24 protein-coding genes, 1 tRNA gene and 2 riboswitches are annotated in these 24434 nt (G+C 72.9%); of the genes, 11 read left to right on the top strand and 14 right to left on the bottom strand.

The genetic code is table 11. The features are described from left to right. The first annotated feature begins 60 nt into the window (after nucleotides 1-60). The 6 genes from Pta02_RS15925 (at nucleotide 61) to Pta02_RS15900 (ending at nucleotide 5116) form a co-directional block, all read left to right on the top strand. Entirely contained in the window at nucleotides 61-813 is a 753-nt protein-coding gene (locus Pta02_RS15925) for an MBL fold metallo-hydrolase (protein WP_203875587.1), read from the top strand. Between the two features lie 5 nt (nucleotides 814-818). Continuing rightward, complete coding sequence (gene rph / locus Pta02_RS15920; RefSeq protein ID WP_203875586.1) at nucleotides 819-1535, top strand: ribonuclease PH; 717 nt, start codon at nucleotides 819-821, stop codon at nucleotides 1533-1535. Next, nucleotides 1532-2209 (top strand): XTP/dITP diphosphatase, encoded by a 678-nt coding sequence (locus Pta02_RS15915; RefSeq protein ID WP_203875585.1) that lies wholly within the window; start codon nucleotides 1532-1534, stop codon nucleotides 2207-2209. Before rph ends, Pta02_RS15915 begins: the two co-directional genes overlap by 4 nt. 99 nt (nucleotides 2210-2308) lie before the next feature. Continuing rightward, nucleotides 2309-3985 (top strand): molybdopterin-dependent oxidoreductase, encoded by a 1677-nt coding sequence (locus Pta02_RS15910; protein ID WP_239130693.1) that lies wholly within the window; start codon nucleotides 2309-2311, stop codon nucleotides 3983-3985. A 115-nt stretch (nucleotides 3986-4100) separates the two neighbouring features. Continuing rightward, on the top strand, nucleotides 4101-4850 hold the full coding sequence (locus Pta02_RS15905; RefSeq protein ID WP_239130679.1) for a toxin glutamine deamidase domain-containing protein: 750 nt from the start codon (nucleotides 4101-4103) through the stop codon (nucleotides 4848-4850). Next, a complete protein-coding gene (locus Pta02_RS15900) occupies nucleotides 4847-5116 on the top strand; it encodes an SUKH-4 family immunity protein (protein ID WP_203875583.1) in 270 nt (89 codons plus the stop codon). The genes Pta02_RS15905 and Pta02_RS15900 overlap by 4 nt, the downstream gene beginning before the upstream one ends. Nucleotides 5117-5157: 41 nt before the next feature. Here Pta02_RS15900 and Pta02_RS15895 read toward each other — a convergent pair whose 3' ends face one another. From Pta02_RS15895 to Pta02_RS15885, 3 genes are all read right to left on the bottom strand, one after another. Further along, entirely contained in the window at nucleotides 5158-7668 is a 2511-nt protein-coding gene (locus Pta02_RS15895; RefSeq protein WP_203875582.1) for an ABC transporter permease, read from the bottom strand. Between the two features lie 2 nt (nucleotides 7669-7670). Further along, nucleotides 7671-8441: an ABC transporter ATP-binding protein gene (locus tag Pta02_RS15890; RefSeq protein WP_203875581.1), complete on the bottom strand. Its 771-nt coding sequence runs from the start codon at nucleotides 8439-8441 to the stop codon at nucleotides 7671-7673. A 184-nt stretch (nucleotides 8442-8625) separates the two neighbouring features. Beyond that, nucleotides 8626-9687 carry a hypothetical protein gene (locus Pta02_RS15885; RefSeq protein WP_203875580.1) on the bottom strand — a complete coding sequence of 354 codons (1062 nt, stop codon included), beginning with the start codon at nucleotides 9685-9687 and terminating at the stop codon, nucleotides 8626-8628. Nucleotides 9688-9857: 170 nt separating this feature from the next. On the opposite strand from Pta02_RS15885, the gene Pta02_RS15880 reads away from it, so the two are divergent. Both Pta02_RS15880 and Pta02_RS15875 read left to right on the top strand, forming a co-directional pair. Beyond that, nucleotides 9858-10883: a sensor histidine kinase gene (locus Pta02_RS15880; RefSeq protein ID WP_203875579.1), complete on the top strand. Its 1026-nt coding sequence runs from the start codon at nucleotides 9858-9860 to the stop codon at nucleotides 10881-10883. Between the two features lie 144 nt (nucleotides 10884-11027). Then, nucleotides 11028-11660, top strand: coding sequence for a response regulator (locus Pta02_RS15875; RefSeq protein ID WP_203875578.1), 633 nt, complete (start codon nucleotides 11028-11030; stop codon nucleotides 11658-11660). A 226-nt stretch (nucleotides 11661-11886) separates the two neighbouring features. Here Pta02_RS15875 and flgB read toward each other — a convergent pair whose 3' ends face one another. From flgB to Pta02_RS15860, 3 genes are all read right to left on the bottom strand, one after another. Further along, nucleotides 11887-12213, bottom strand: a complete 327-nt coding sequence (gene flgB, locus Pta02_RS15870) for a flagellar basal body rod protein FlgB (protein ID WP_203875577.1) — start codon at nucleotides 12211-12213, stop codon at nucleotides 11887-11889. 272 nt (nucleotides 12214-12485) lie between these two features. After that, nucleotides 12486-13166 (bottom strand): response regulator, encoded by a 681-nt coding sequence (locus tag Pta02_RS15865; protein WP_373872384.1) that lies wholly within the window; start codon nucleotides 13164-13166, stop codon nucleotides 12486-12488. Beyond that, nucleotides 13163-14359: a sensor histidine kinase gene (locus Pta02_RS15860; protein ID WP_239130670.1), complete on the bottom strand. Its 1197-nt coding sequence runs from the start codon at nucleotides 14357-14359 to the stop codon at nucleotides 13163-13165. Before Pta02_RS15860 ends, Pta02_RS15865 begins: the two co-directional genes overlap by 4 nt. Before the next feature lie 167 nt (nucleotides 14360-14526). Between Pta02_RS15860 and Pta02_RS15855 the strand changes: the two genes are divergently transcribed. Beyond that, the gene (locus Pta02_RS15855) at nucleotides 14527-15186 is read left to right on the top strand and encodes a hypothetical protein (protein ID WP_203875576.1); all 660 of its coding nucleotides are present in this window, start codon (nucleotides 14527-14529) and stop codon (nucleotides 15184-15186) included. Between the two features lie 68 nt (nucleotides 15187-15254). On the opposite strand, the gene Pta02_RS15850 is transcribed toward Pta02_RS15855, so the two are convergent. Further along, nucleotides 15255-15328: transfer RNA gene (locus tag Pta02_RS15850), tRNA-Leu, on the bottom strand. Between the two features lie 52 nt (nucleotides 15329-15380). After that, nucleotides 15381-15845 (bottom strand): thioredoxin-dependent thiol peroxidase, encoded by a 465-nt coding sequence (bcp, locus tag Pta02_RS15845; RefSeq protein WP_203875575.1) that lies wholly within the window; start codon nucleotides 15843-15845, stop codon nucleotides 15381-15383. Nucleotides 15846-15956: 111 nt separating this feature from the next. Here bcp and Pta02_RS15840 point away from each other — a divergent pair, with 111 nt between their 5' ends. Continuing rightward, complete coding sequence (locus Pta02_RS15840; RefSeq protein WP_203875574.1) at nucleotides 15957-16295, top strand: DUF3618 domain-containing protein; 339 nt, start codon at nucleotides 15957-15959, stop codon at nucleotides 16293-16295. A gap of 96 nt (nucleotides 16296-16391) precedes the next feature. On the opposite strand, the gene Pta02_RS15835 is transcribed toward Pta02_RS15840, so the two are convergent. After that, complete coding sequence (locus tag Pta02_RS15835; protein ID WP_203875573.1) at nucleotides 16392-17585, bottom strand: amino acid deaminase/aldolase; 1194 nt, start codon at nucleotides 17583-17585, stop codon at nucleotides 16392-16394. Between the two features lie 151 nt (nucleotides 17586-17736). Between Pta02_RS15835 and Pta02_RS15830 the strand changes: the two genes are divergently transcribed. After that, nucleotides 17737-18354, top strand: a complete 618-nt coding sequence (locus Pta02_RS15830) for a DUF6286 domain-containing protein (RefSeq protein WP_239130703.1) — start codon at nucleotides 17737-17739, stop codon at nucleotides 18352-18354. A 253-nt stretch (nucleotides 18355-18607) separates the two neighbouring features. On the opposite strand, the gene Pta02_RS15825 is transcribed toward Pta02_RS15830, so the two are convergent. From Pta02_RS15825 to Pta02_RS15805, 5 genes are all read right to left on the bottom strand, one after another. Beyond that, nucleotides 18608-20473, bottom strand: coding sequence for a hypothetical protein (locus tag Pta02_RS15825; protein WP_239130668.1), 1866 nt, complete (start codon nucleotides 20471-20473; stop codon nucleotides 18608-18610). Between the two features lie 121 nt (nucleotides 20474-20594). After that, nucleotides 20595-21971 carry an L-serine ammonia-lyase gene (locus tag Pta02_RS15820; RefSeq protein ID WP_203875570.1) on the bottom strand — a complete coding sequence of 459 codons (1377 nt, stop codon included), beginning with the start codon at nucleotides 21969-21971 and terminating at the stop codon, nucleotides 20595-20597. Between the two features lie 75 nt (nucleotides 21972-22046). Continuing rightward, a complete protein-coding gene (gene gcvH, locus Pta02_RS15815) occupies nucleotides 22047-22436 on the bottom strand; it encodes a glycine cleavage system protein GcvH (protein WP_203875569.1) in 390 nt (129 codons plus the stop codon). Next, on the bottom strand, nucleotides 22433-23521 hold the full coding sequence (gene gcvT, locus Pta02_RS15810) for a glycine cleavage system aminomethyltransferase GcvT (RefSeq protein WP_203875568.1): 1089 nt from the start codon (nucleotides 23519-23521) through the stop codon (nucleotides 22433-22435). The genes gcvH and gcvT overlap by 4 nt, the downstream gene beginning before the upstream one ends. A 33-nt stretch (nucleotides 23522-23554) precedes the next feature. Beyond that, nucleotides 23555-23650: riboswitch (glycine riboswitch) on the bottom strand. Continuing rightward, a riboswitch (glycine riboswitch) is annotated at nucleotides 23651-23749 on the bottom strand. Nucleotides 23750-23817: 68 nt separating this feature from the next. Continuing rightward, nucleotides 23818-24426: a helix-turn-helix transcriptional regulator gene (locus tag Pta02_RS15805; protein WP_203875567.1), complete on the bottom strand. Its 609-nt coding sequence runs from the start codon at nucleotides 24424-24426 to the stop codon at nucleotides 23818-23820. Nucleotides 24427-24434 lie beyond the last annotated feature (8 nt).

Genomic DNA, 24434 nt, shown 5'->3' with positions numbered 1-24434 from the left:
CGCGCCGGTTTGCCGCGCCCGAGCCGCGACGCGCTGCGCCGCAACGAACAGGAGGCCGCCGTGAAGTTGACGATCATCGGGTGCTCTGGAAGTTTCCCCGGTCCGGACAGTCCCTCGTCCTGTTATCTACTGGAGGCCGAGGGCTTCCGGATGCTGGTGGACTTCGGCAACGGCGCCCTGGGAGCGCTCCAGCGGCACATCGGCCTCTACGACGTGGACGCGATCTGCCTGTCCCATCTGCACGCCGACCACTGCCTCGACCTGTGCCCGTACCACGTGGTGCGCACCTACTCCCCGCAGGGCCCGTTCGGCAGGATCCCCGTCCACGCGCCCGCCGACGCCTCCCGGCGCCTGGCCGCGGCCTACGGCATGCCCGAGGAGCCGGGACTGGAGACGGCCTTCGACTTCTCGCGGCTCTCGCCCGGCGTGTTCGAGGTCGGTCCCTTCGAGGTGACCGCCGCGCGGGTGAACCACCCCGTCGAGACCTACGGCTTCCGGATCTCCTACGGCGGCCGCTCGATCGCCTACTCCGCCGACACCGGCGAGTCGGCCGAGCTGGTCACCCTGGCCAAGGACGCCGACGTGCTGCTGTGCGAGGCCTCCTTCCTCGACGTGCCGGACCTGCAGCCCGACCTGCACCTGTCCGGCCGCCAGGCCGCCGAGCACGCCGCCCAGGCCGAGGCGGGCACCCTGGTGCTCACCCACCTCGTGCCCTGGTACGACCGCAACCGGATCCTCGACGACGCCTCCCGCGGGGGGTTCGGCGGGACGATCGAGCTCGCGCGGAGCGGGGCGGTATATGACCTAGGGTGATGTCCATGGCTCGTGCAGACGGACGTACTCCCGATCAGCTCCGCCCGGTGACGATCACCCGCGGCTGGCTCGCCCACGCAGAGGGCTCGGTGCTCATCGAGTTCGGCGGCACCAAGGTGCTGTGCGCCGCCTCGGTGCAGGACAGCGTGCCGCGCTGGCGCAAGGGCAGCGGCCAGGGCTGGGTGACCGCCGAATACGCGATGCTGCCGCGGGCCACCAACACCCGCAACGACCGCGAGTCGGTGCGCGGCAGGATCGGCGGCCGGACGCACGAGATCTCCCGCCTGATCGGCCGGTCCCTGCGGGCCTGCGTCGACTACAAGCTCCTGGGCGAGAACTCCGTCCTGATCGACTGCGACGTGCTCCAGGCCGACGGCGGCACCCGTACCGCCGCCATCACCGGCGCGTACGTCGCGCTGGTCGACGCGGTCCGCTGGATGCGGGAGCGCAAGATGTGCAAGGGCGACCCGCTGGTCGACTCGGTCGCGGCCGTGTCGGTCGGGGTCGTCGGCTCCACCCCGCTGCTCGACCTGTGCTACACCGAGGACGTCGCGGCCGAGACCGACATGAACGTCGTGATGACCGGCTCCGGGGAGTTCGTCGAGGTCCAGGGCACCGCCGAGGGCAGGCCGTTCAACCGGGCCGTCCTCGACCAGCTCCTCGACCTCGGCGTCGCCGGCTGCGCCGAGCTGACCCGGATGCAGAAGGAGGCGCTGGCATGAGCGGGCGGGCGGACGTGCCCGTGGAAGGGGGCGCCGGCGCGAGCGGGCGTGAGGGTCCGGCGGGGAACGGCGCGCGCCGCGTCGTGCTGGCGACGAGGAACGCCGGGAAGATCACCGAGCTGCGCCGCATCCTGGCCGGCGCCTCGGTGCCGGTGGAGATCGTGGGCCTGGAGGAGTTCCCGGAGATCGGCGACGTCGCCGAGACCGGCCTGACCTTCGCCGAGAACGCCCTGCTGAAGGCGCACACCGTCGCCCGGCTGTCCGGCCTGCCGGCCGTCGCCGACGACTCCGGCCTGTGCGTCGACGCGCTCAACGGCATGCCCGGCATCTTCTCGGCCCGCTGGTCCGGCACGCACGGCGACGACAAGGCGAACCTGGACCTGCTGCTGGCCCAGGTCTCCGACGTGCCGGGGGAGCACCGGGGGGCGCACTTCGCGTGCGCGGCGGCGCTGGCGTGGCCCTCGGGCGAGGAGCGGGTGGTGGAGGGCGCGCTGCGCGGCGTGATCATCGACGCCCCGCGCGGGACCGGCGGCTTCGGCTACGACCCGATCTTCGTCCCCGAGGGGGAGACCCGGACGACCGCCGAGCTTTCCCCCGAGGAGAAGGACGCCATCAGCCACCGGGGACGCGCCTTCCGGGCACTCGCCCCGATCATGGCCGAGACCTTCGCCTGATCCCGCACCGTTCCCGACGGCGGGATCGGGCCATGTCGATCATGTCCCGTAATCGGCGCGTAAGAACCTGCGGCCCCCGGCGGGCGTAGCGTCTGCAGCATGGAGAGCTACAGGGGCGTGCCCGCGTGGGCCGCGGCGCTGGTCGGGCTGGTCACGGGGGCCGTGGCGATCGGGGTGTCATGGCTGGTCGCCGGGGTCGTGAAGGCGTCGGCGTTCCCGGTCCTCACGGTCGGCAACGCCGTCGTGGACCTGTCCCCGTCCTGGCTGAAGGAATGGGCCATCGGGACCTTCGGCGAGGCCGACAAGGCCGTCCTGCTCTCGGGCGTCTCCGTGGTCCTTGCCGCCTTCGCCGTCGGGATCGGGATCCTGGCCTTCCGCGATCTCCGGTACGGCCACGCCGGCCTGGTCGTCCTCGGCGTGATCGGCCTGGCGGCGTCGCTGACCCGTCCCGAGGCGGGCCTGCCCGACGTCTTCCCGGTCCTGGCCGGCGTCGGCGCCGGCATGGTGGCCCTCTCCCGGCTGGTCCGCCGCTCCGTCGCCGCCGGCTCGGGCGCACCCCGTCCCCGGCCCGGCGCCGATTCAGAGACGGCGGACACCCCGGCCGCGTCGCGGAGCGAGGACGAGGCGGCTCTCCACCCGGCATCCGGGCAGGACGGGGTGATCGTGACGGCGCCGCCGATCATGCGGGCCGGGGACGACCTGCACTCCTTCGACCGGCGCGGGCTGCTGACCGGCCTGCTCGGCGGGGTGGTCGCGGCCGGGGCCGCCGGTGCGGTGGGACGGCTGCTGTCCGGAGGCGCGGAGGTGGACCAGGCCCGCGTCGGCCTGGCGCTGCCGTCGCCCGCGACCGCGGCCAAGCCGGTCCCCGCCGGGAGCGACCTCAAGATCAGGGGCCTGTCGCCCTTCTTCACCCCCAACGCCGACTTCTACCGGGTGGACACCGCGATCATCGTTCCCAAGGTCGAGCCCGGCAGCTGGACCCTGAAGATCCACGGCATGGTCGACCGGCCGATCGAACTGACCTTCGCCGACCTGATGCGGCGTCCCATGGTGGAGGCCGACGTCACGCTCTGCTGCGTCTCCAACGAGGTCGGCGGGCCGTACATCGGCAACGCCCGCTGGCTCGGCGCCCGTCTGGCCGACATCCTGCGCGAGGCGGGGGTGCACAAGGACGCCGACATGCTCCTGAGCACCTCCGCCGACGGCTGGACCTGCGGCACCCCGGCCGACGTCGTCATGGACGGCCGCGACGCGCTGCTCGCCATCGCGATGAACGGCGAGGCGCTGCCCGTCGACCACGGCTTCCCGGCCCGCCAGGTCGTCCCCGGGCTGTACGGCTACGTCTCGGCGACGAAGTGGGTCACGGAGATCAAGGTCACCCGGTTCGACCGGGACGAGGCGTACTGGACGCCCCGGGGATGGTCGGCCGAGGGGCCGATCAAGACGCAGTCGCGCATCGACCTGCCGAAGTCCGGGGCGACCGTTCCGGCGGGCCGGACGACCGTGGCGGGCGTGGCCTGGGCCCAGCACAAGGGGATCGACGCCGTCGAGGTGCGGATCGACCGGGGGCCGTGGCGCCAGGCCAGGCTGGCGGAGGCGCCGACGGCCGACACCTGGCGCCAGTGGGTGATCGACGACTGGGAGGCCACCGCGGGGGAGCACACCATCGAGGTGCGGGCCACCGACGCCACCGGCTACACCCAGACCTCCGAGCAGGCGCCGGTCGCCCCCGACGGCGCCACCGGCTGGCACGCGATCAGGGTCAACGTCGCCTGACCCCGATCGCCCGCCGGTGGAATGCCGCAGGTCCGGATATGGCCAACTCCCCGACGCCGCGCAGGCGGGCGTCCTACCATCGGCTGCGAAACGGGTGGGGCGAAGGGGGATTCGCGTGACGCGACGGTTGCTGCCCGAAGGAATCTACAACCCGGTTGTGACCTCGGACGGGAAACGCTGGCGTGACTTCGAGCTGGACGTTCCGGCCTCGGTGGTCGTGGCGCCGCCCCGGGAGCCGGAGCGCGAGCCCTGGCGGCCGCCGCGGCTCGACCGCTGCCGGCCGTACGGCATGGAGGGCGGGCTGGCGCGGCCGGAGCCGCAGTCGCAGGCCGACATCGCGCTGGCCGTACCGGTCGACGAGCACGGGGTGCCGCGGCGCTTCCCCGACCCCCGCGGCATGTGGATCCGGTTGATCAACGGCGCGGGCTCGACCGACGACCCGTTCCGGGCGACCAACGCCATGGACTGCGCGATGGCCGTCCTGGCGACCTGGTACGGCGTGCCGACGGTGGCCGCGCCCCGCTATCCCGAGTACGACCGCATCGGGAAGCCGCTGCTCAGCGGGGAGGCCGGCGGCTCGGCCCGGGCCGAGCGCTGGCTGGGCCAGCGCTTCCAGCACGCGGGGCAGGGCAGGCGGGCCTACACCATGGTCGCGCAGACGCTGCTGGCCGGCGGGCACGGCGCGGCCGCACTCCTGGTCACCCGGTGGCCCAGCGGCGGCAGCCACGCCTGGAACGCGGTCAACTCCGGCGGAGAGGTGATCTGGATCGACGCCCAGCGCGGTCACATGGCCGTCGAGCCGCCCTACGACTCCGTGACGGGGGTCTTCTGCATGATCGTCGACAGGGAGGGACGGAGGCTGTGAACCTCGAGCAGGCGCGGGCCGTGGCCGAGGAGTACATCAACGGGGTCCGCCACCGCGACGCCGCCCTGGAGATCGGGATATATGCCTTCAAGGAGGGCTATGTCGCCTGGTCGAAGGAGCACGAGTCCGACGATCCGGCGGTGCTGCCCGACACCGTCGGCGCCGGCTGCATCGTGATCGACAAGGCCACCGGCGAGATCGACATCCGTCCCCTCCTCAACCCCGAGACCGTCGCGGACCAGTGGCCTGGGCGCCGCCCCCGTTAGGGGCGCCCGGGCCACCGGTCCGCGAACCGCCGGGCCGCAGATCAGCCCGAGGCCAGCGAGCCGACGATCGAGGCCCGCGCCGCCCGGCGCGCGGGCAGCACCGCGGCCACTACCCCGGCCAGGCCGGACAGCGCCACGAACGCCAGGACCTGCGGGACCGGGAGCTGGAAGACGACCCCGGTGGTCATCGTCGTCGTCGCGGCCCATCCGAACACGGCCCCCAGCGCCACACCCACCAGGGCGCCGATGACGCCCAGGACCAGTGCCTCGACCGAGAGCATGCGGCGCAGCTGCGGCCGGGTCAGTCCCAGCGCCCGCAGCAGGGCCGACTCGCGGGTGCGCTCGTGCACCGACAGCGACAGCGTGTTCGCGATGCCCAGCAGCGAGATGAGGATCGCCAGGCCGAGCAGGCCCGTGATGATCATCAGCATCATGTCGAGCGCCTCGTCGAACTCCCCGCGGATCTCGGTCGAGCTGGAGACCTTGGCCGTTGGGTACGGCTGCGCCGCCGCCTCGACCGCCCTGCGCGCGTTCTCCTCGGCCACGCCGTCCTTGACGTCGGCGATGATCTGGCCGTCGCCCAGCCGGCCGAAGTACCCGTCGAAGTCCTGCTCGGGAACGGTCACCTCGGGCAGCAGGGCGTTCTCCCCGAGGAAGGTGGCGACCACCTTGAGCTGTACCGTGCCGTCCTCGGTCGTCTTCACCGCGATGGTGTCGCCGACCTCGACCTTCAGGTCCTTGACGACGTAGTCGGCCAGGGCCGCGGTTCCGGGCTTCAGGTCGCCGAACGAACCGGTGGCGGCCTTCGGGGTGAAGTCCGCGGCGGCGGTGAACGTGCCGACCTCGAACTCGCCGTGCTTGCCGATCTTCGCCGAGGCGGCGCGCAGCGCCACCACGGAGGCCAGCTCGGGCCTGGCCCGCAGGTCCTCGGCCAGCGCCCGGGGGAGGGTCCCCTGGTCGCCCTGCGAGGCGACCAGATAGTCCACCGGGAACTGCTCGTCGAGCTTGGCGTTGTAGGTCACGCGCAGCGTCGCGGTGAGCACCGAGATCAACGTCATCAGCGTCACGCCGATGGTCAGCGCCACCGTCGTGGTCGCCGACCGCTTCGGGTTGCGCTGGGAGTTGTCCACCGCCAGCCTGCCCGGCACGCCGAACAGCCTGCCGGGAAGCCACCCGACCAGCGCGCTGAGCGGCTTGACCAGCACCGGCCCGAGGATCAGCACGGCCAGGAAGGTCAGGGCGCCGCCGCCCATGACGGTGAACAGCGCCGCCTCACCCGGGTCCTGGGTCACCCCGAGCACCGTCGCGCCGACCCCGGCCAGCAGGAACAGCCCCGCGAACGCGACCCGGACCACCCCGGTCCTGAAGGTCTGCTCCTCCACCTGCGAGCGCAGCGCGGCGATCGGCGCCACCCGCGTCGCCGCCCGGGCCGGCAGCAGCGCCGCGGCGACCGTCACGACGATCCCGAGCACCATGCCGACCGCGACCGTGCGGGGCGCCAGCGCAACTGCGCCGGTGGGCACGTCCAGCCCGGTCCGCCCGATCACCGCCAGCGCCCCGGCTCCCAGGCCCAGGCCGGTCAGCAGGCCGAGCACCGAGGAGATCAGGCCGACCACCGCCGACTCCAGCACGATCGAGCCGAACACCTGCCTGCGGGTGGCGCCGATGCAGCGCAGCAGCGCCATCTCGCGGGTCCGCTGGGCCACCAGGATGTTGAACGTGTTGTAGATCACCAGGGCGGCGACGAACATCGCGACCAGGCCGAACAGCAGCAGGCCCAGGGTCAGGATCTTCGTGTCCGCGCCGTTGGCGGCGGCCAGTTCCTCGGCGTGCTTCGCGCCGGTCTCGACCTGCGCCCCGGTGCCGAGGGCCGTGGCGACCGACGCGCGCAGGGTCTCGGCGGTCACGCCTTCGGCGGCGGCCACGTCGATCTTCCGGAAGTCCTTCTCGCCGCTCATCTTCATCGCGGTGCCGGTGGTGAAGCCGACCGCGCCGCTGTACGCCAGCGCCTGGTCGACGCCGACGTCGAACAGTCCCACCAGCGTGAACTCGTGCTTGACGTTCTTGGAGTCCAGGACGGTGATCCTGTCGCCCACCGCGAACCCGCGCGTCTTGGCGGTGTTCTCGTCCAGTACGGCCTCCGCCGCGCTCCTGGGCGCCGCGCCGCCGGTGATCTCGGTCCGGTTGAGCCTGCCCTCCGGGATCGAGATCGCCGAGGTCGGATAGTCGCCGGCGGCCTTGCCGTCCTTGCCGATCAGCGCCGCCGTACCGCGCACGACGCCCTGCGCGTCCGCCACGCCCTCGACGCCGCGAACCTTCTCCAGCAGGTCCGCTCCGACGGCCTGCCGCTCGCGTCCCCCGTCCTCCGCGGGCAGCACCACCACGTCGATCTTGTCGGCCGCCGCCGCGAACTTCTGCCGGAAACCCGCCTCGATGGTGTCGGTGAGCACGAACGTGCCCGCGATGAAGCCCACGCCCAGCGTGATCGCCAGGGATGTGAGCAGCAGGCGCAGCTTGTGCGCCCGCAACCCGGCCAGAGTGGTCTTCAGCACCCTCAGGCCTCCAGCTTCATCAGGGTGTCGAGCACCGACTGGGGGCTGGGGCGCATCAGCTCGCTGACCAGCAGGCCGTCCCGCAGGAAGATCACCCGATCGGCGTAGGAGGCCGCGACCGGGTCGTGGGTGACCATCACGATCGTCTGCCCCAGCTCCCGCACCGAGGTGCGCAGGAACGACAGCACCTCGGCGCCGCTGCGCGAGTCCAGGTTCCCGGTCGGCTCGTCGGCGAAGATGACCTGCGGCTTGCTGATCAGCGCCCGCGCCACCGCCACGCGCTGCTGCTGGCCGCCCGACAGCTCGGTGGGCTTGTGCCCGAGCCGGTCGCGCAGGCCGACCGTCTCCACGACCCGGTCGAACAGGTCCTGGTCGGCCTTGCGGCCGGAGATCTCCAGCGGGAGCCGGATGTTCTGCTCGGCCGTCAGCGTCGGCAGCAGGTTGAAGGCCTGGAAGATGAACCCGATCCGCTCACGCCTGAGCAGCGTGAGCTGCTTGTCGTTGAGCCCCGTCAGCTCCACGTCGCCGATGTGCACCTTCCCGCCGCTGACCGCGTCCAGGCCGGCCAGGCAGTGCATCAGCGTCGACTTGCCGGATCCCGAGGGGCCCATGATCGCGGTGAAGGCGCTCGTCTCGAAGGAGACGTCCACCCCCCGAAGGGCGTGCACGGCCGCGTCGCCCTGGCCGTAGACCTTGGTCAGGCCCCTGGCCACCACGGCGGACGCCGCGTTCCCCCGAGCGTTCCACGCACCGACCTCTCCGGTGATAGTCACGTCAGCCTCTCCCGAAAACGAATGCGTTATGACGAGATAGACGCTATTGCCAGGGAAAACGCGGGCCATCGGACTCGCGGACGGACTTCGCCTCCCCCGCAGGGCCACTCCCGTCCCACGGGTGCGACCAGTGGGTGAGTCCTCCATCGGCCATTCGGACGACCCACCCGGCGGCGGGGGCGGGTCAGATCAGCCCGCAGCGGCGGCACCTCCCCCGCCGGCGCAGGTAATAGCCGGCGGTGGCGACGCCCAGGGCCACCGCCCAGAGCGGCCAGTACGTGATCGGGTTGGCCAGCCAGGCGACCGGGTCGGTCCAGTCGGTGACGCGCACGGCCGTGGCCCCGGCCGAGGCCAGGATGACCGTGATCACCGAGGCGAAGGTGACGGGGAAGGCGGGCGGCACCCGCCGGCCGGCCAGCCCGATCACCCAGCGCGGCCAGATCTCGCCCCAGCGCTGCACCAGCCCGAGCGTGAGCACGCCGCCGAGCGAGGCCAGCGTCGCCAGCCCGGCGCCCGCCCACACCAGGCCGGTCTCGTGCAGCCACTGCAGGCCCTCGTGGGGGACCAGCAGCGGGATCTTCAGCGCCCACGCCCACCGGACCACGGCGTAGAAGAGCGGGATGGCGAAGGCGACGTAGGCCGCCCGGCGCCCCCAGCGCGCCGCCGCGGCGGGGCGGGTCCAGGTGGAGTGCCCGTCCTCCGCGCGCCCGCAGCTCTGGCAGCATCCGGCGGAACGGCGCTGGAAGGCCAGCGCCGCGGCTCCCCACAGCGCCCCGCCGGCCATGCAGATCAGCAGGTTCAGCACCGGCCACGGCAACGCCACCTCGAAGTAGTTCGCCGGTGGCCAGCCCCAGGGCAGGCCGACCAGGGCGATCGGAGCGTAGGCCACCGCGACCAGGACCCGCTGGTCGGGGACGAGAACGGCCAGGGTGAGGGCGGCGGCCCAGGCCAGGACCAGCGCCGCCGCCCGCGGCACGCCGCGCAGCCGTACCCTGGCCAGGACCAGCGCCAGCAGCGCGCCCGCGGCGCCCAGCGCGGCGATGACGGGCCCGGTCCCGGCCGCCGTCGCGGCACCGAGCAGCGACTCGGCCCGGGCGTCGGGGACGTCGCCCTCCCCGAAGGGGAAGCCCCGCCCGTCGAGTGCCCACCAGAGCCCGAGCCCGCCGTAGGCGAGCGACCAGGCACCCGCCGCGTAGGCCGCCCACCGGGCCCAGCGGGCGGTCGTTCGAGTGATCGTCGTATCCATGACCCCAGCGTGGGCCGGGGGCGGGCACGAGTCCCATCCGCCGTCCGGCGTATCCGGTACGGCTTGCGCCGCCTCCGATCGGCCGTCCGGGGGATTCGGTACGGCTTGCGCCGTCCTCGGTCGGCCGTCCGGCAGATCCGCTCCTCCCGGCCGCCCTCTACAGTCGGCCTATGGAAATGATCTCGGCGTGCCTGGTGCCGGCCTCGGCGGTCGCGGCCTTCGCGCCGCGGATCCCCGTCGCGATGGCGGCGGGCGCGGGCGGGGCCGTGTCGCTCGCGATCACCGCCGCTCAGCCGCTGCTGGGGCGGCGGCCCGAGGCCACCGTCTGGATGATGGTCGAGACGGTCCCGCTGCTCGTGCTGGTCCTGCTGGCGGCCCGGCGCGCGCCGGGCCGGGGGGCCGCCGTCGCGACGGCGCTGCCGGGACTGGCCGTCGCGCTGATACTCCTGCGCGTTCTGTGGCCCGGAGAGCCGTCCCTGATGGCCGGGGCGTGCGCGGCCTGGTCCCTGCCCGCGATCGCGGCCGCCGGGGCGGGCTTCTACCTGCGCTCCCTCGACGGCGCCCGGCGCCGCGCGGTGGCCGAGGCCAGGCGTGCGCAGCGGCTCGCCCTCGCCGGTGACCTGCACGACTACGTCGCCCACGACGTCGGCGGCATGCTCGTCCAGGCGCAGGCCGCCCGCCTGGTGCCCGGCCCGCTGCCGCCCGCCGTCGCCGAGGCGCTGCGGCGCATCGAGGAGGCCGGGCAGCGGGCGCTGGCCTCCCTGGACAGGACCGTGGAGATGCTCCACGACCGGCAGGAGGCCTCCGGGAACGACCACCGCCTGCCCGGCGTCGAGGGTCTGGAGAGCCTGGTCGAGGGGTTCTCCCCGGCGGCCGACCTCACCGTGGCCCCCGGCCTGAACCTGTCGCGGGAGACCTCGGCCACCGTCTACCGGGTGGTGACCGAGGCGCTCACGAACGTGCGCAGGCACGCCGTACAGGCGACCCGGGTGGAGGTCGCGGTCACCCGGGAGGGGAGGAACGTGCGGGTGCGGGTCACCGACGACGGCGGCGGCCACTCCGAGGCCTCCCGCCGGGGCGGGTTCGGGCTGGCCGGACTGGCGGAGCGGGCCGAGCTCCTGGGCGGGTCGCTGGAGGCGGGCCCCACCCGGGACGGCTGGCACGTGACCGCCGTCCTGCCCGCGGAGGCGGCGTGACCTGGTGGACCCGCGGAACGGAGACGGTGGCATGATCGCGCGCATCCTCGCTGCGGTGCGAGCGGAGACGACAGGCGTGACCGGGTGGACCCACGGGGCGGAGACGACAGACGTGATCAATAGGATCCACGGGATGGGGGCGGCATGACCACGCGGATACTTCTCGCCGACGATCAGGAGGACGTGCGCATCGGGTTCCGGCTCATCCTGGACGCCCAGCCCGACATGACCGTCGTGGCCGAGGCCGCCGACGGGCGCAGCGCGGTCGAGCAGGCCCGCCATCTGCACCCCGACGTGGTGCTCGCCGACATCCGCATGCCCCGCCTCGACGGGCTGGAGGTCACCAGGCTGCTGGCGGGTGAGACCCGGGTGATCGTGGTGACCACCTTCGACCTCGACGAGTACGTCCACGCCGCGCTGCGCGACGGTGCGTGCGGATTCCTGCTGAAGCGGTCGGGCCCGGCCCTGCTCGTCGAGGCGGTCCGCGCGGCCATGGCCGGTGACACACTGATCAGTCCGCAGATCACCGTCCGGCTGCTCCGCCGCCTGCGCGTCCCCGCCGAGCCGGTCCCGTCGCCCGCCGAGCCGCTGACCGCCCGCGAACTGGAGATCGCCCGCCTCGTCGCGCACGGCGGGACGAACGCCGACATCGCCGCCGAGCTGGTTATCAGCCCCGGGACGGTCAAGACGCACATCGCCAACATCCAGCGCAAGGTCGGCGCCGCCAACCGCGTCGGCATCGCCGCGTGGGCATGGAGCACGGGCCAGATGGTCTGACCGCCGACCGGGACCGGTACCCGCCGGGCGGGCGACATCCGGTCCACTGCGGACGAGCTTCACGGGCGGGCCCGGGGGCATCCGCCCGGCCGATCCCCGCTATGGCAGAGATCCAAGAAACACGCCCTGGATGGGTTCGCTACCTATAGTGATGATCTGGGAGAGGTGAATCTCCTCACCTGCACGCCGCAACGCCGCCCGAGCAGGCATCACTGTCGCCAGAGGATCATCCCTGGCCGCCGATGACCCGGCGGATGCCGTTGTACTTGCCGTCGAGGATGCGCAGCATCAGCTGATAGCGCAGCGTGGTGTCCATGTGGGTGAGGGTCTGCTGGTCGAGGTTGACGTTGTTGCCGTTGGCGCGGGTGGGCTCCAGGGAGCGGGCCACGGTGGGGCGCACCTGTGCGGGGGAGTCCCCCTTCTCGATCGCGGCACGCAGCTCTTGTTCGAACTCCACCCGCCCGGCCAGGAACCCGGGGGTCTCGATGTTTGCGATGTTGTCGGCGACCACCCGCTGTCGCATGGCCAGCCCGTCCAGGGTGACATGGAGCATCTGTACCACCGTGCCGTCAAACACTGCATCCTCCCGGAGGTGTCATGTTCTGCTCCCAGGTGCGGGCACCTGGCCTCACCTGCCCTATCGGCAGCACCGAGCCGGAGCTGAGCAGAACCCGAGCCGGACACCAGGAGATACGGCCGTGCTGTCGGCGGTCACTCCCACCGGTGCTCTGCCGGCCGCTTCGGCGCGGGCCGCCTCCGGCGGGGCAGCCGAGGCGGGCGCCCACCCGCCTTCGACCGTGCGATCCACAAGCGCCGCAACATCATCTAGTCCGCCGAATGCGGGACGACCAGTCCGGACTCGTAGGCGTACACCACCACCTGCGCCCGGTCCCGCAGTCCCAGCTTGGCCAGCACCCGTCCCAGGTGCGTCTTGACCGTCGCCTCGGCCAGCTCCAGCCGCTCGGCGATCTCCAGGTTCGACAGTCCCCGCGCCACCAGCACCAGGACCTCCCGCTCCCGCGCGGTCAACCCCGGCAGGGCCGGTGCCCGCGCCTCGCCGGGGGAGGGCAGGTGCACCGCGAAGCGCTCCAGCAGCCGCCGCGTCGTGCTCGGCGCCACCACCGAGTCCCCGCTGTGCACCGAGCGGATGGCGCTGACCAGGTCGGCCGGGGGGACGTCCTTCAGCAGGAACCCCGACGCCCCGGCCTTCAGCGCCGCGAACGCGTACTCGTCCAGGTCGAACGTCGTCAGGATCAGCACCCGCGGCGCCTCGTCCGCCGCGCGGATCAGTCTCGTGGCCTCCACCCCGTCCATGACGGGCATGCGCACGTCCATCAGCACGACGTCGACCCCGCCCGCCCGCGCCGCCTCGACCGCCGCGCGCCCGTCCGCGGCCTCGGCCACCACCTCGATGTCGGGCTGGGCCTGCAGCACCATCCGGAATCCCGTCCGCAGCAGCTCCTGGTCGTCGACCAGCATCACCCGGATCACCGGCCGCCCCGTCATGCCGCACGGCTCCCGCCGGACTCGCCCACCGGCAGGTGGGCGACGACCTCGAAGCCGCCCCCCGGCCTCGGTCCCGCCTCGACCCTCCCGCCGAACATCGCGGCCCGCTCGCGCATGCCCACCAGGCCGTGCCCGCCGGGCCTGCGCAGCGCCGCCGCCCCGCGGCCGTCGTCGGACACCCGCACCACCAGCTCGCGCACGCCGTACTCCATCTCCACCGAGGCCCTGGTCCCCGGGCCACCGTGCTTGAGCGTATTGGTCAGCGCCTCCTGGACGATCCGGTACACCGTCAGCTGCTCGCCCTCGGGCAGCTCCTGCGGCTCGCCGGCGACCCTCATCTCGACGGGCAGGCCCGAAGATCGCACCCGCGCGATCAGATCCTCCAGCTCCGGCAGGCCCGGCTGCGGCGCGTAGTCCTCCGCCCCGCCCTCGTCGGCCCGCAGCACCCCCACCATCCTGCGCATCTCCGCCAGCGCCCGGCGCCCCGTCGCCGAGATCGCCTGCACCGCGCGGCGCGCCTGCTCGGGGTCCCGGTCGATCGCGTATCCCGCCCCGTCCGCCTGAACGATCATCACGCTCACGTTGTGCGCGACCACGTCGTGCAGCTCCCGCGCGATCCGCGCGCGTTCCGCCGCCGCGGCCAGCCGCGCCTGCTGGTCCCGCTCGCGCTCGGCCCGCTCGGCCCGCTCCTCCAGGCCCTCCAGATACCGGCGGCGCGTGTTGGCGTAGATCCCCGCGATCCAGATCGCCACCACGAACACCGACGTGCTGGCCCAGGTCTCGAAGTCGGGCTCCGTGGGGATGCGCCCGAACGACAGCGCCAGCCCCAGCTCCGCCACCAGCCCCGCCGCCACCGCCCAGCGCAGCGGCCGGTACGCCGCCACGGCGTACATCGCGATCAGCACCGCCAGGTTGGCCGGGCTCGGTTCCAGACCGGCGCACCACTGCCCGAAGCTGATCAGCGAGACGGCCGCGAACACCTCCAGGGGCCGTCGCCGCCGCCACAGAAGCGAGATCGTGAGCACGACGCCCAGCCCGATGTACCACCAGAACACCGGGGCGGCCGGATCGAAGGAAGGCCAGGTGGAGTATGACCACAGGGCGAACAGGCACGTGAGCACGAACGGCGTCAGCCACAGGGCGTCCGTCATCGTGCCGTGCCGCCTGCTCCAGGCGTGAAATCGACCGAACACTCCTCAACCCTACGTATTCGCAGATCAGGGGCCTTCCCCCATAAGGGGGAACCCGATGTACGACCTGGGTCGCACATCTCCGTACGGCTTACGCGGCTCTTACGCCCCCTCCGGCACCATGGTTTCCGGGAGCACCCTCCGGGGTGAGTAAAGGGAGAATGTTTGTGATGGCGGATCACAACGACGCCGGGTCGCGCGGCGAAGAGGACGCGCCGCGCGACCCGGCGGGCCGGGACGGCGACACCGTCGAGTCCCCGGTCACGGGTGACACGGGCGACAGGCCAAGCCCCGCCGGTGCGCAGGCGGCCCCCGGCGCGGGGGCGAGGGCCGCGGGAACGGGAACGTTCGGGCAGCCGTCCGCCACGGGATCGTACGGGCCGTACGGTCCCGGCGGACCCGGTTGGAGCGCTCCAGGATGGGCGGCGACCACGGCCTCGCAGCCGGGCCGCCCGGGCCGCTACGCCCGCCTCACCGGCGCCGCGCGCGGCAGGACCTTCCAGATCGTCGCCGCCGCGCTCATCGGCGCCCTGGTCGGCGGCGGTTTCGTCGCCGTCGTCGACGGCTTCGGCGACCGCCACCGCGGCGGCTACGCCGCCGAGCGCATGGACGGCCGCGAGGGGCGCGGACGCCTGCACGACGAAGGGCGCGGCTTCAGGGAGCGGGGAGGCGAGCGCGGTCACCGGCAGGCTCCGGGGATCCCGATGCCCCGGGACGGCTCGCGCCTGCCCGGCCGGTGCACGCCCATCGAGGGTGGCTTCACCTGCACCTATCCCACGCCCCCCGCGCCGCGGACGCCGACGACGCCCGCGCCTTCGCCCTCCTCCTGAGGACGGGCCTCGCGCGGGGCGGGTGTCCCGCGCGGGATGCGCTCGACGTGCTCGGGGTGCTCCATGTGTGGGGCCGGCGGGATTCGAACCCGCACTGTCATGATCCTAAGTCATGCGTCTCCTGCCGTTGGACTACGGCCCCGCCTGTACGGCTGGCGCCATCCTAGTTCAGGAGCGGGCACCGGCCGTACCGATCAGTCGAGGCCGAGTTCGCGGCGCAGGCGGGCGACGTGGCCCGTGGCCTTCACGTTGTAGAGAGCCTTCTCGATCTTCCCGTCGGCGTCGATGACGAAGGTCGAGCGGATCACCCCGAGGGTGGTCTTGCCGTACATCGTCTTCTCGCCGTAGACGCCGTAGGCGTTGTGGACCTCCAGATCGGGGTCGGACAGCAGCGGGAAGGTCAGCGCGTCGTGCTCGGCGAACTTCGCGAGCTTGGCGGTGGTGTCCTTGGACACGCCGAGCACGGAGACGCCCGCGGCGGTCAGGGAGTCGAGGCTGTCGCGGAAGTCGCACGCCTGCTTGGTGCAGCCGGGGGTCATCGCGGCGGGGTAGAAGTAGAGGATGACCCGCTTGCCGCGGTAGGCGTCCAGCGAGACGGTGGTGCCGTCGGCGGCCGGAAGGGTGAAGTCCGGGGCGGCGTCGCCTGGCTCGAGTTTCATTGGTTTCCTCCGAGGAATCGTTCCCGGGTCAACTTACCGGCCAGGCTGAAGTGTCGTCGGGGGTCGGGACCTGACAGACTGATCAATGTCAAGGGCGATGAGAGGAGTGCCATGGCGGATACCGATCCCGTGGAGCTGGAGCGCCGGATCGAGCTCACCCGCGAGGAGCTGGCTCGGACGGTTGACGCCATCGCGGACAGGGTGAGTCCCCGGAACGTGGCACGGCGGGCCGTCATGCAGGCCGAGGCGAACGCGAAGGAGTTCGTCGTCTCCCTGGGGGAGCGGATCGGCGACGCGCTGGGGGTGACGGCGCGGCCGGTCAAGCCCGGTGAGGAGCCCGACGACCTGTGGGCCGACGAGCCGCCGAACCTGGCGCCGGTGCTGGTCGGCGTGGGCGCGGTGCTGGTGGTGGGGGCGGCGGTCATGCTCTGGCGGCGCCGCCGCAGGTGAGGCCGCCCGCGACGGCCGCCGGTGGCGCCACTGCCGGGGCCGCTCGGAGCGGCCGCCGATGACACCGCTCGGGACGGCCGCCGGTGACGCCGGTCGTCACAGGAAGGCGCGGCCCTCGCCGCGGTAGGTGGGCACCTCCTCGACGATCTCGTCGCCGTCGACGAGGTGCAGGCCGGCGAAGCGCTCGCACAGCTCGCCGGCCTTGGCGTGGCGGAACCAGACGCGGTCGCCGATGCGCAGGTCCTCGGCGGCCTGGCCGAGCAGTGGGGTCTGGACCTCGCCGGCCCCCTCGTCGGGCGCGTAGCGCAGGCCCGCGGGCAGATAGGGCTGGGGCAGGCGGTCGGGGCCGGGAGAGCCGGAGGCGATGTAGCCGCCGCCGAGGACGGTGACGACGCCGTTGGCGGGGCGGCGGACCACGGGCAGGGCGAACAGGGCGGCGGGGTGGCCGGTGAAGCCGCGATAGAAGTCGAACAGGCGGGGGTGGAACAGGCCGGACCCGGCGGCGACCTCGGTGACGGCCTTCTCGCGGACGGTGGACTCGATGCTGCCGGTGCCGCCGGCGTTGACGAACTCCAGGTCGGTGACCTGGCGGACCGCCTGGACGATGCGGCCCCTGCGCATGATGAGCTCCCGGCGGGAGCGGGCCTGCATCCACCGGATGGCGGGGGTGAGCAGGCGATTCCCGGCGGGGGCGTCGCCGACTCCGGCGATCTGGGACTCGTAGGCCATCAGGCCGGTGAGGCGGAACCCGGGGCGCTTGGCGATCTCGGTGGCCAGGTCGGCGGCCTGGTCGGCCTCGCGGATGGGGGAGCGCAGGGCGCCGGCCCGGAACCTGCCGCCGAAGGCGAGGTATCCGGCGTCGACGTCGAGGCACAGGCGGATCTCGTGGCGGTCGCGGACCTCGGAGACCGCCGACTCGATGACGTCCAGGTGCTCGGAACGGTCCACCATGACGGTGATCTCCTGGGCCGCTCGGCGGTCGGCGGCCAGGGCGGCCAGCGCGGCCCGGTCGGCGGTGGGGTAGGCCACGAGCACGTCCCGCAGCCCGGTGGAGACCAGCCACAGGGCCTCGGGCAGGGTGAAGGCCATGATCCCGGAGAAGCCGTCCATCGCCAGGACGCGTTCGAGGACGGCCCGGGAGCGGATGGACTTGCTGGCGACCCTGATCGGCTTGCCCCGGGCCCGCCGTGCCATGTCCGCGGCGTTGGCGCGCAGGGCGGCGAGGTCGAGGACGGCGAAGGGGGGATCGAGGTGCGCGGTGGCCCGGTCGTAGCGCTGGCGGTCGTCCATGGGGGCAGGATAACTCCGCCCCACCGAACATGAGTAGTGTTCACGTTCATCGCCCGCGGTAAATTCTTCCGCCAGCGTGCTTCCGGGATCGTGCAAGCTCCGGAGTCGCGGCCCCGCGGGGGCGCCGCGGGACGCTACACCTGACCGCGTGATGACTACTCTCCAGGGGAGCCTGGCGGGCCCGCAGAGCACCGTCGCGGGTGAACGTCCCCGAGCCGTCCGCCGCAGGTCGGTGCGGATGCTCCGGCCGGATCGCAGCCCGGCGGGCGTGGTGGCCGCCCTGGCGGTCTCCGTCACGTTGTCCGCGACGGTGGGGGTGACGGTCGGCCTGCTGACGGGCTCGCCGTTCGGGCTGGTGCCGTACCAGAAGCTGGCGGCCGGGATCGGCGCGCTGAAGTGGTCGGACCCCGTCGTGACCGCCGCCGCCGCGGCCCTGGCGGCGCTGGGCCTGCTGATGGTGACGATCGCCGCGCTGCCGGGGCGGACCCGCCTGGTCCCGCTGGAGACGGGCGACCCGCTGACGGTGATCGGCCTGACCCGGTCGGGGCTGCGCCGCACGCTGCGGGCCGCGGCCGAGTCGGTGGACGGGGTGGGCAGGGCGCGGGTGTACCTGAGGTCCCGTCAGGTCGAGGTCATCGTGATCGCCGACGGCGAGCGGACGGGCCGGCTGCTGCGCCAGGTCGGCACGGCGGTCGGGGACCGGCTGTCGGGTGTGGGCGCGATGTACGGCGGCGAGGTCGTGGTACGGCTGCGCGGCCGGGGGCACTGACGCCCGGGGACGGCGACCGGATCATGGTGCGGACGCGCATGGGGCGGACACGTGGGCGGGAGTGGTGATGAAGGCGTACATGGGCAACCGGATCGGTCTGGCCGTCACCGGGGTGGTGCTGGCCGGGGCCGGGATCTACGGCCTGGCGCGGGGGCAGGAGAGGATTCCCGGCCGGCCGGCCGGCGAGCCGGTCCTGGATCCCGGGCTTCCGGCCCGGCTGGCCGACGATCCGTGGCCGGGCTGGCTGGTCGCGCTAGTACTTGTAGTACTGGCGCTGGTTGCCGTGCGGTGGCTGCTGTGCTCCCTGGGCTGGGGGCGCTGGGGGAGCCGCAGCGGGACCGGGACCGCGATGCTTGGGGTCGCTCTTAAAGAAGTCGAAGGGCTGAGCCGGATCAGGGTCAGGGCCGTGGAAGGCGACCGGGTCCGGATCGCGGTCGGCTGCGGGCCCTCGGCCGACATCGGCGCCCTCGTGGCGCGGATGAACGAGGACGCCGTCAACAGGGTGCGCAGGACGCTTGGGGACGAGCGTCTGGGCGCCCTGGTCCGCCTGCACGTCCGCCGCCGCTGAGGGCGGCGCCGGCCAGAGGCCGTGCGACGGGGCCGCGGCCACCGCCGTCGGCGCCTCCTCGCGGGTCTCCTCGCGCGGCTCCGCTTCGGGGGCCTCGTCCTGCCGGTCGGGCCCGTACGGCCTGCGCGCGCCGAAGGCCAGCCCGGCGGCCAGGCACGCCAGCGGCACGGCGGGCACCACGTAGCGGTGGTCGAAGGCCGCCACGAACGGCGGCAGCGCGACGAGCGCGGCCGCGACCGCCCACGGCAGCAGGACCGCGCCGCCCAGGGCCCAGCGGCCGGGTCCGGCCCCGGGATCCTCCCGGTGGGCGCCGCGGCCGGACCGCTCGGCGGGCCCCTCGTAGGAGGTGCGCAACCGGGTCAGCACGCCGATCAGGCCGATGGCCAGGACGACGGCGAGGAAGGGACCGCGCAGGTACCCGTGCTCCTGGTAGGCGCGCAGCCAGCCGGCGTACGGTTCGACGATCGCCGGGTCGCCGGGCTCGCCCTGGTAGGCGGTGGTGAGCTCGTCGGCGGTGCGGCCGCGGGAGGCGGGGGAGTCCGGCAGGGACCCGGCGGTGTCGGGGAAGACGTAGGCGCTCTGGTCTCCCTCGGTCGGGTAGACGCGGCGGGTCCAGTCGAAGACGTGCGCCAGGTCGGCCAGCCCGGCCTGCAGGAACTCCACCGGCTGGGCCTTGACGGCCTGGACGGCGAAGTCGCCGGCGAGCGCGTCGCGCTCGGCCCAGCTGCCCTTGACCTTGTTGAACGGGGACTGGCCGTCCCAGATGTAGACGGGCGGCGGCTTGCGCTGTCCCAGCGGGTCGGTGGGGCAGAGCGCGGCCTCCGGGCCGGTGGGCAGGATCTCCGCGCAGTCGGCGAAGGTCATCGTGCGCGCCCACAGGAAGGCGTTGCCCCGGGTCAGGCCGTAGGTGCCGAACTCGGTCTTGAACCAGGCGGCGTAGCCGCCGAGCACGAGCACGCCCGCCGTCGCGGTGGCGGCCACGGCCCGCCATCCCGCCCGGCGGATGACCAGGGCGACCAGCACCACGGCGATGATCGGCAGCCCGACGGTCCGGGTGACGGTGGCCGCGCCCAGCAGGAGCCCGGCCAGCAGCGCGACCCAGGGGCCGGGCCGCCGCCTCCACAGCAGCAGCGTGATCGCCAGCACCACCAGGAACTGGAAGAGCAGGTCCGCCATGACCAGGTGTTCGAGCTGGATCTGGTGGACGTCCAGCAGGGCGGGGAGCGAGGCGAGCGTGGCGCCCCAGCCCGGCAGGCCGGCCAGCCGGCGCAGCAGGAGATAGACGCACACGGCGATGGCCAGCCCGAGCAGGTGCTGGGCCACCACCACGGTCTGGACGCTCTGCAGGGGGCTCAGCAGCCACAGGAACAGCGAGTAGCCCGAGGGACGCGACTCCATGGGCCGGGGGTCGAGGCCGGCGTTGAGGTAGACGAAGGAGTCCGCCCAGAACCACAGGGCGGGGCGGTAGCCGAGCACGGCCAGGGCGCGCAGCCCGCCGCCGACCAGCAGCGCGACCGCGAACAGCCAGTGCGCGCGGAGGAATCGCCCCACCGGCCGGGTTCCCGTCGTCACCGAGACCTCCAGACCTTCGTGAACAGGTCCCAAACGATAACCGCAGGGCTGCGGGCTACTGTACGAGATTGCGAACTTCGTGGTGATGTTTCCGGCGAGGTCAGCACTCGATGACGTTGACGGCCAGGCCGCCGCGGCTGGTCTCCTTGTACTTGTCCAGCATGTCGCGGCCGGTGTCGCGCATCGTCTTGATGGCCTTGTCGAGCGAGACGAAGTGCCGGCCGTCGCCGCGCAGCGCGATCCGCGAGGCGGTGATGGCCTTGATGGAGGCCACCGCGTTGCGCTCGATGCACGGGATCTGCACCAGGCCGCCGATCGGGTCGCAGGTCAGGCCCAGGTTGTGCTCGATGCCGATCTCCGCGGCGTTCTCCACCTGCTCGGGGGTGCCGCCCAGGACCTCGGTGAGCCCGGCGGCGGCCATCGAGCAGGCCGAGCCGACCTCGCCCTGGCAGCCGACCTCGGCGCCGGAGATGGAGGCGTTCTCCTTGAACAGCACGCCGACCGCCCCGGCGGTGAGCAGGAAGCGCACCACGCCGTCGTCGTCGGCCCGGTGGACGAACCGGTCGTAGTAGGTGAGCACGGCCGGGATGATGCCCGCCGCGCCGTTGGTGGGGGCGGTGACGATCCGGCCGCCGGCGGCGTTCTCCTCGTTGACCGCCAGGGCGAACAGTGAGACCCAGTCCATCGTCTGCAGGGAGTCCTTCTCGGGGGACTCGCTCTGCAGCTGCCGGTGCAGCTGGTGGGCGCGCCTGCGGACCTTCAGCCCGCCGGGCAGCACGCCCTCCTTGGCGATCCCGCGGTTCACGCACTCGGTCATGACCTGCCACAGGTGCAGCAGCCCCGAGCGGATCTCGGCCTCGGTGCGGCCGAAGGCCTTCTCGTTCTCCAGCATCAGCCCGGAGATCGACAGGCCCGTCTCGTGGCAGTGGGCCAGCAGCTCGGCGGCCGTGGTGAAGTGGTGGGGCAGGACGGTGTCGTCGGCCTTGATCCGGTCGGCGCCGGTGGCGTTCTCGTCCACGACGAAGCCGCCGCCGACCGAGTAGTAGACCTTCTGCCGCAGGATCTCCCCCGCCTCGTCGAAGGCGGTGAAGCGCATGCCGTTCGGGTGGCCGGGCAGGGAGATCTTGCGCTCGAAGACGAGGTCCTCGCCGACCACGAAGGGGATCTCGCGGGAGCCGTACAGGCGGATGGTGCCCGAGTCCTTCATGGCGGCCAGCCGCCCGTCGACGGAGTCGACGTCGACGAGCTCGGGCTTCTCGCCGGACAGGCCGAGCAGGACGGCCTTGTCGCTGCCGTGGCCCTTGCCGGTGAGCCCGAGCGAGCCGTACAGGATCGCCTCGACCCGGGCGGTCTTGTCCAGCAGCCCGTCGCCGTCCAGGCCGCGGGCGAACTTGTGGGCGGCGGCCATCGGCCCGCCGGTGTGCGAGCTGGAGGGGCCGATGCCGACCTTGAAGAGGTCGAAGACGCTGATCGCCATTGATCCGGTCCTTCGTGCCGCCGTGACCGTGCGCGCCCGGTGGCGGCCCGCACGATCACGGCAATAGGTGAAATATCAGGACTCGCCAGAGGTGAGGGCGGCATACTCCTGGGCGGACAGCAGGTCGTCGGCGTCGCCCTCCAGGCGGACGCGGAACAGCCAGCCCTCGCCGTAGGGGTCGCTGTTGACCAGCGACGGGTCGTCCACGACGGCAGCGTTGACCTCGACGATCTCACCGGCCACGGGAGCGTAGATGTCGCTCACCGACTTGGTCGACTCGACCTCGCCGACCGCGTCACCGGCGGCGATGGAGGCACCCACCTCGGGGACCTGCACGTACACCACGTCACCGAGGGCCTCGGCGGCGTAGGCGGTGATGCCCACCGTCAGGGTCAGGCCGTCGTCGACGCCGGCGATCCACTCGTGCTCCTTGGTGTAGTTCAGCTCTTCGGGAATGCTGCTCACTTGTTCCTCCGATAGAAAGGCAGGTCGACGACCTCGACCGGCTCGTGGCTACCCCGGATGTCCACGGCCAGACCTTCGGTCGGGCCGTCGTCCACGTACGCCATCGCGATGGGCCTGCCCAGGGACTGGGAGGGCGCCCCGCTGGTGACCTCGCCGACGACCGCGCCGCCGGCGTCCACCACCGGATAGCCGTGCCGGGGAACCCGGCGCCCGGTCGCGACCAGGCCCACCAGGCGGCGGGACGGCGGGACGTCCTTGAGCGGTTCCAGGGCGGCCCGGCCGACGAAGTCGCCCGGTTTGTCAAACCTCACCACACGGCCCAGGCCCGCGTCGAACGGGGTCAGAGCGGCCGACAGCTCGTTGCCGTACAGCGGCATGCCCGCCTCGAGGCGGAGCGTGTCGCGCGCGGACAGCCCGGCCGGGCGCAGGCCGTACGGCTCACCGGCCTCGGTGAGCGCGGCCCACAGCGGCTCGGCGTCGGCGCCCTCGACGAACAGCTCGAACCCGTCCTCGCCGGTGTAGCCGGTGCGGGCGATGAGCGCCGGGCGGCCGGCGACCGTGGCGGGCAGGCCCGCGTAGTACTTGAGCCCGCCGAGGTCGGCGTCGGTGAGCGTGGCGAGGATCTCCTGGGACCGCGGCCCCTGCACGGCGACCAGCGCGTAGCGGTCCGAGCGGTCGTCCACGACCGCGTCGAACGCCTTGGCGCGCTCGGTCAGCTCGGCGGCGACCATCGGGTAGTTGGAGGCGTTGGCGACGACCATGAACTCCTCCGGCGCGAGGCGGTAGACGATCAGGTCGTCCAGCACGCCGCCCTCGGCGTTCACGATCATCGTGTAGCGGGCGCGGCCGGGCTCCAGCGCGGAGATGTAGCCGACGAGCGCGTAGTCGAGGGCCTCGGCGGCCTGCGGCCCGGTCACGAAGATCTCGCCCATGTGGGACAGGTCGAACAGGCCCGCCGCCTGGCGGACCGCGTTGTGCTCGGCGGACTCGCTGCCGTAGCGGAGCGGCATCAGCCAGCCCGCGAAGTCGGTCAGCGTGGCGCCGAGAGCCTCGTGGACGCCGCGCAGCGGCGTGGGTCGGGACATGTTCGCACCTCAGACAGGGGTCGGATGAGAGCATCCTCCCCCTCTGTCATGGTTGCCTGAGAGCTTCGCCCGGTTTTTACCGGACTTTCACCTTCGGCGAGACCCCGGAGGCCTGCTTTCCAGAGGGCACCTACCCGCACGGTCCTTTGCCTTGAGAGGTTCGCGGGGAGGGCTTGCTCCTTCAGGGGTCCTGGGCTGGATGTCAGGACGCTCTCCCGCACGGGTTCATCGGTGTCGCCGCCAGCCTAACGGCCAGGACCCGCCGAGCGAAATCCCCCATGCTGCCCCGTCCCGGCTCAGGCCTCCCCGGCCGCGGCCTCGGGCCGTACGGCGTGCACGTCCCCGGCCGCGGCCTCGGGCCGTACGGCGTGCACCTCCCCGGCGTGCGCGGCCGACGCGGCCAGGCGCTCCTCGGCGCCGTCGACGACCTGCAGGTCGGCCCGGGTGTGCGCGATCGCCGCGTCGACGAGCAGGGAGACCAGCGGGTCGTCCTGCTCGCGGCGCAGGCGGGTCAGCGCCGCCAGGTCCGACAGGTAGGCCTGGCGCTGCGCGGAGACGAACGCGGAGAGGGTCTGGGGGCCCAGCCGGGTGCCGGCGAGCAGTTTGAGGAACAGCTCGTCCCGGAACCCCGACACGCGGGCCCAGGGGGAGACAGCCCACTCACGCAGTTCCCCGGCCCCCGCCTCGGTGAGCCGGTAGAGCGTCTTGTCCGGGCGGTCGCTCTGCGCGACGTGGCTGCGGATGACGTGGCCGTCCCTGACCAGCCGGTCGAGGATCTGGTACAGGTGCCCGATGTTGAGGCCGCCCCACTGCGGGCCGACGGCCGACTCGAACTTCGACTTGAGCTCGTAGCCGTGGCTGGGTCCGTCGGCGAGGAGGGCGAGGACGGCGTGACTGAGCGGCATGGTCCCTA

Source organism: Paraplanobispora takensis (genome assembly GCF_016863195.1).
GTDB classification, from domain to species: Bacteria; Actinomycetota; Actinomycetes; order Streptosporangiales; family Streptosporangiaceae; genus Planobispora; species Planobispora takensis.
This window is presented reverse-complemented; position numbering and strand designations above follow the sequence as displayed.

Excerpts from the sequence above, each read along its gene's own strand:
- rph (WP_203875586.1), top strand. The coding sequence starts at position 819 with ATGGCTCGTGCAGACGGACGTACTCCCGATCAGCTCCGCCCGGTGACG.
- Pta02_RS15915 (WP_203875585.1), top strand. The coding sequence starts at position 1,532 with ATGAGCGGGCGGGCGGACGTGCCCGTGGAAGGGGGCGCCGGCGCGAGC.
- Pta02_RS15910 (WP_239130693.1), top strand. The coding sequence starts at position 2,309 with ATGGAGAGCTACAGGGGCGTGCCCGCGTGGGCCGCGGCGCTGGTCGGG.
- Pta02_RS15885 (WP_203875580.1), bottom strand. The coding sequence starts at position 9,687 with ATGGATACGACGATCACTCGAACGACCGCCCGCTGGGCCCGGTGGGCG.
- Pta02_RS15880 (WP_203875579.1), top strand. The coding sequence starts at position 9,858 with ATGGAAATGATCTCGGCGTGCCTGGTGCCGGCCTCGGCGGTCGCGGCC.
- Pta02_RS15875 (WP_203875578.1), top strand. The coding sequence starts at position 11,028 with ATGACCACGCGGATACTTCTCGCCGACGATCAGGAGGACGTGCGCATC.
- flgB (WP_203875577.1), bottom strand. The coding sequence starts at position 12,213 with ATGCTCCATGTCACCCTGGACGGGCTGGCCATGCGACAGCGGGTGGTC.
- Pta02_RS15865 (WP_373872384.1), bottom strand. The coding sequence starts at position 13,166 with ATGACGGGGCGGCCGGTGATCCGGGTGATGCTGGTCGACGACCAGGAG.
- Pta02_RS15855 (WP_203875576.1), top strand. The coding sequence starts at position 14,527 with ATGGCGGATCACAACGACGCCGGGTCGCGCGGCGAAGAGGACGCGCCG.
- bcp (WP_203875575.1), bottom strand. The coding sequence starts at position 15,845 with ATGAAACTCGAGCCAGGCGACGCCGCCCCGGACTTCACCCTTCCGGCC.
- Pta02_RS15840 (WP_203875574.1), top strand. The coding sequence starts at position 15,957 with ATGGCGGATACCGATCCCGTGGAGCTGGAGCGCCGGATCGAGCTCACC.
- Pta02_RS15835 (WP_203875573.1), bottom strand. The coding sequence starts at position 17,585 with ATGGACGACCGCCAGCGCTACGACCGGGCCACCGCGCACCTCGATCCC.
- Pta02_RS15830 (WP_239130703.1), top strand. The coding sequence starts at position 17,737 with ATGACTACTCTCCAGGGGAGCCTGGCGGGCCCGCAGAGCACCGTCGCG.
- Pta02_RS15820 (WP_203875570.1), bottom strand. The coding sequence starts at position 21,971 with ATGGCGATCAGCGTCTTCGACCTCTTCAAGGTCGGCATCGGCCCCTCC.
- gcvT (WP_203875568.1), bottom strand. The coding sequence starts at position 23,521 with ATGTCCCGACCCACGCCGCTGCGCGGCGTCCACGAGGCTCTCGGCGCC.
- Pta02_RS15805 (WP_203875567.1), bottom strand. The coding sequence starts at position 24,426 with ATGCCGCTCAGTCACGCCGTCCTCGCCCTCCTCGCCGACGGACCCAGC.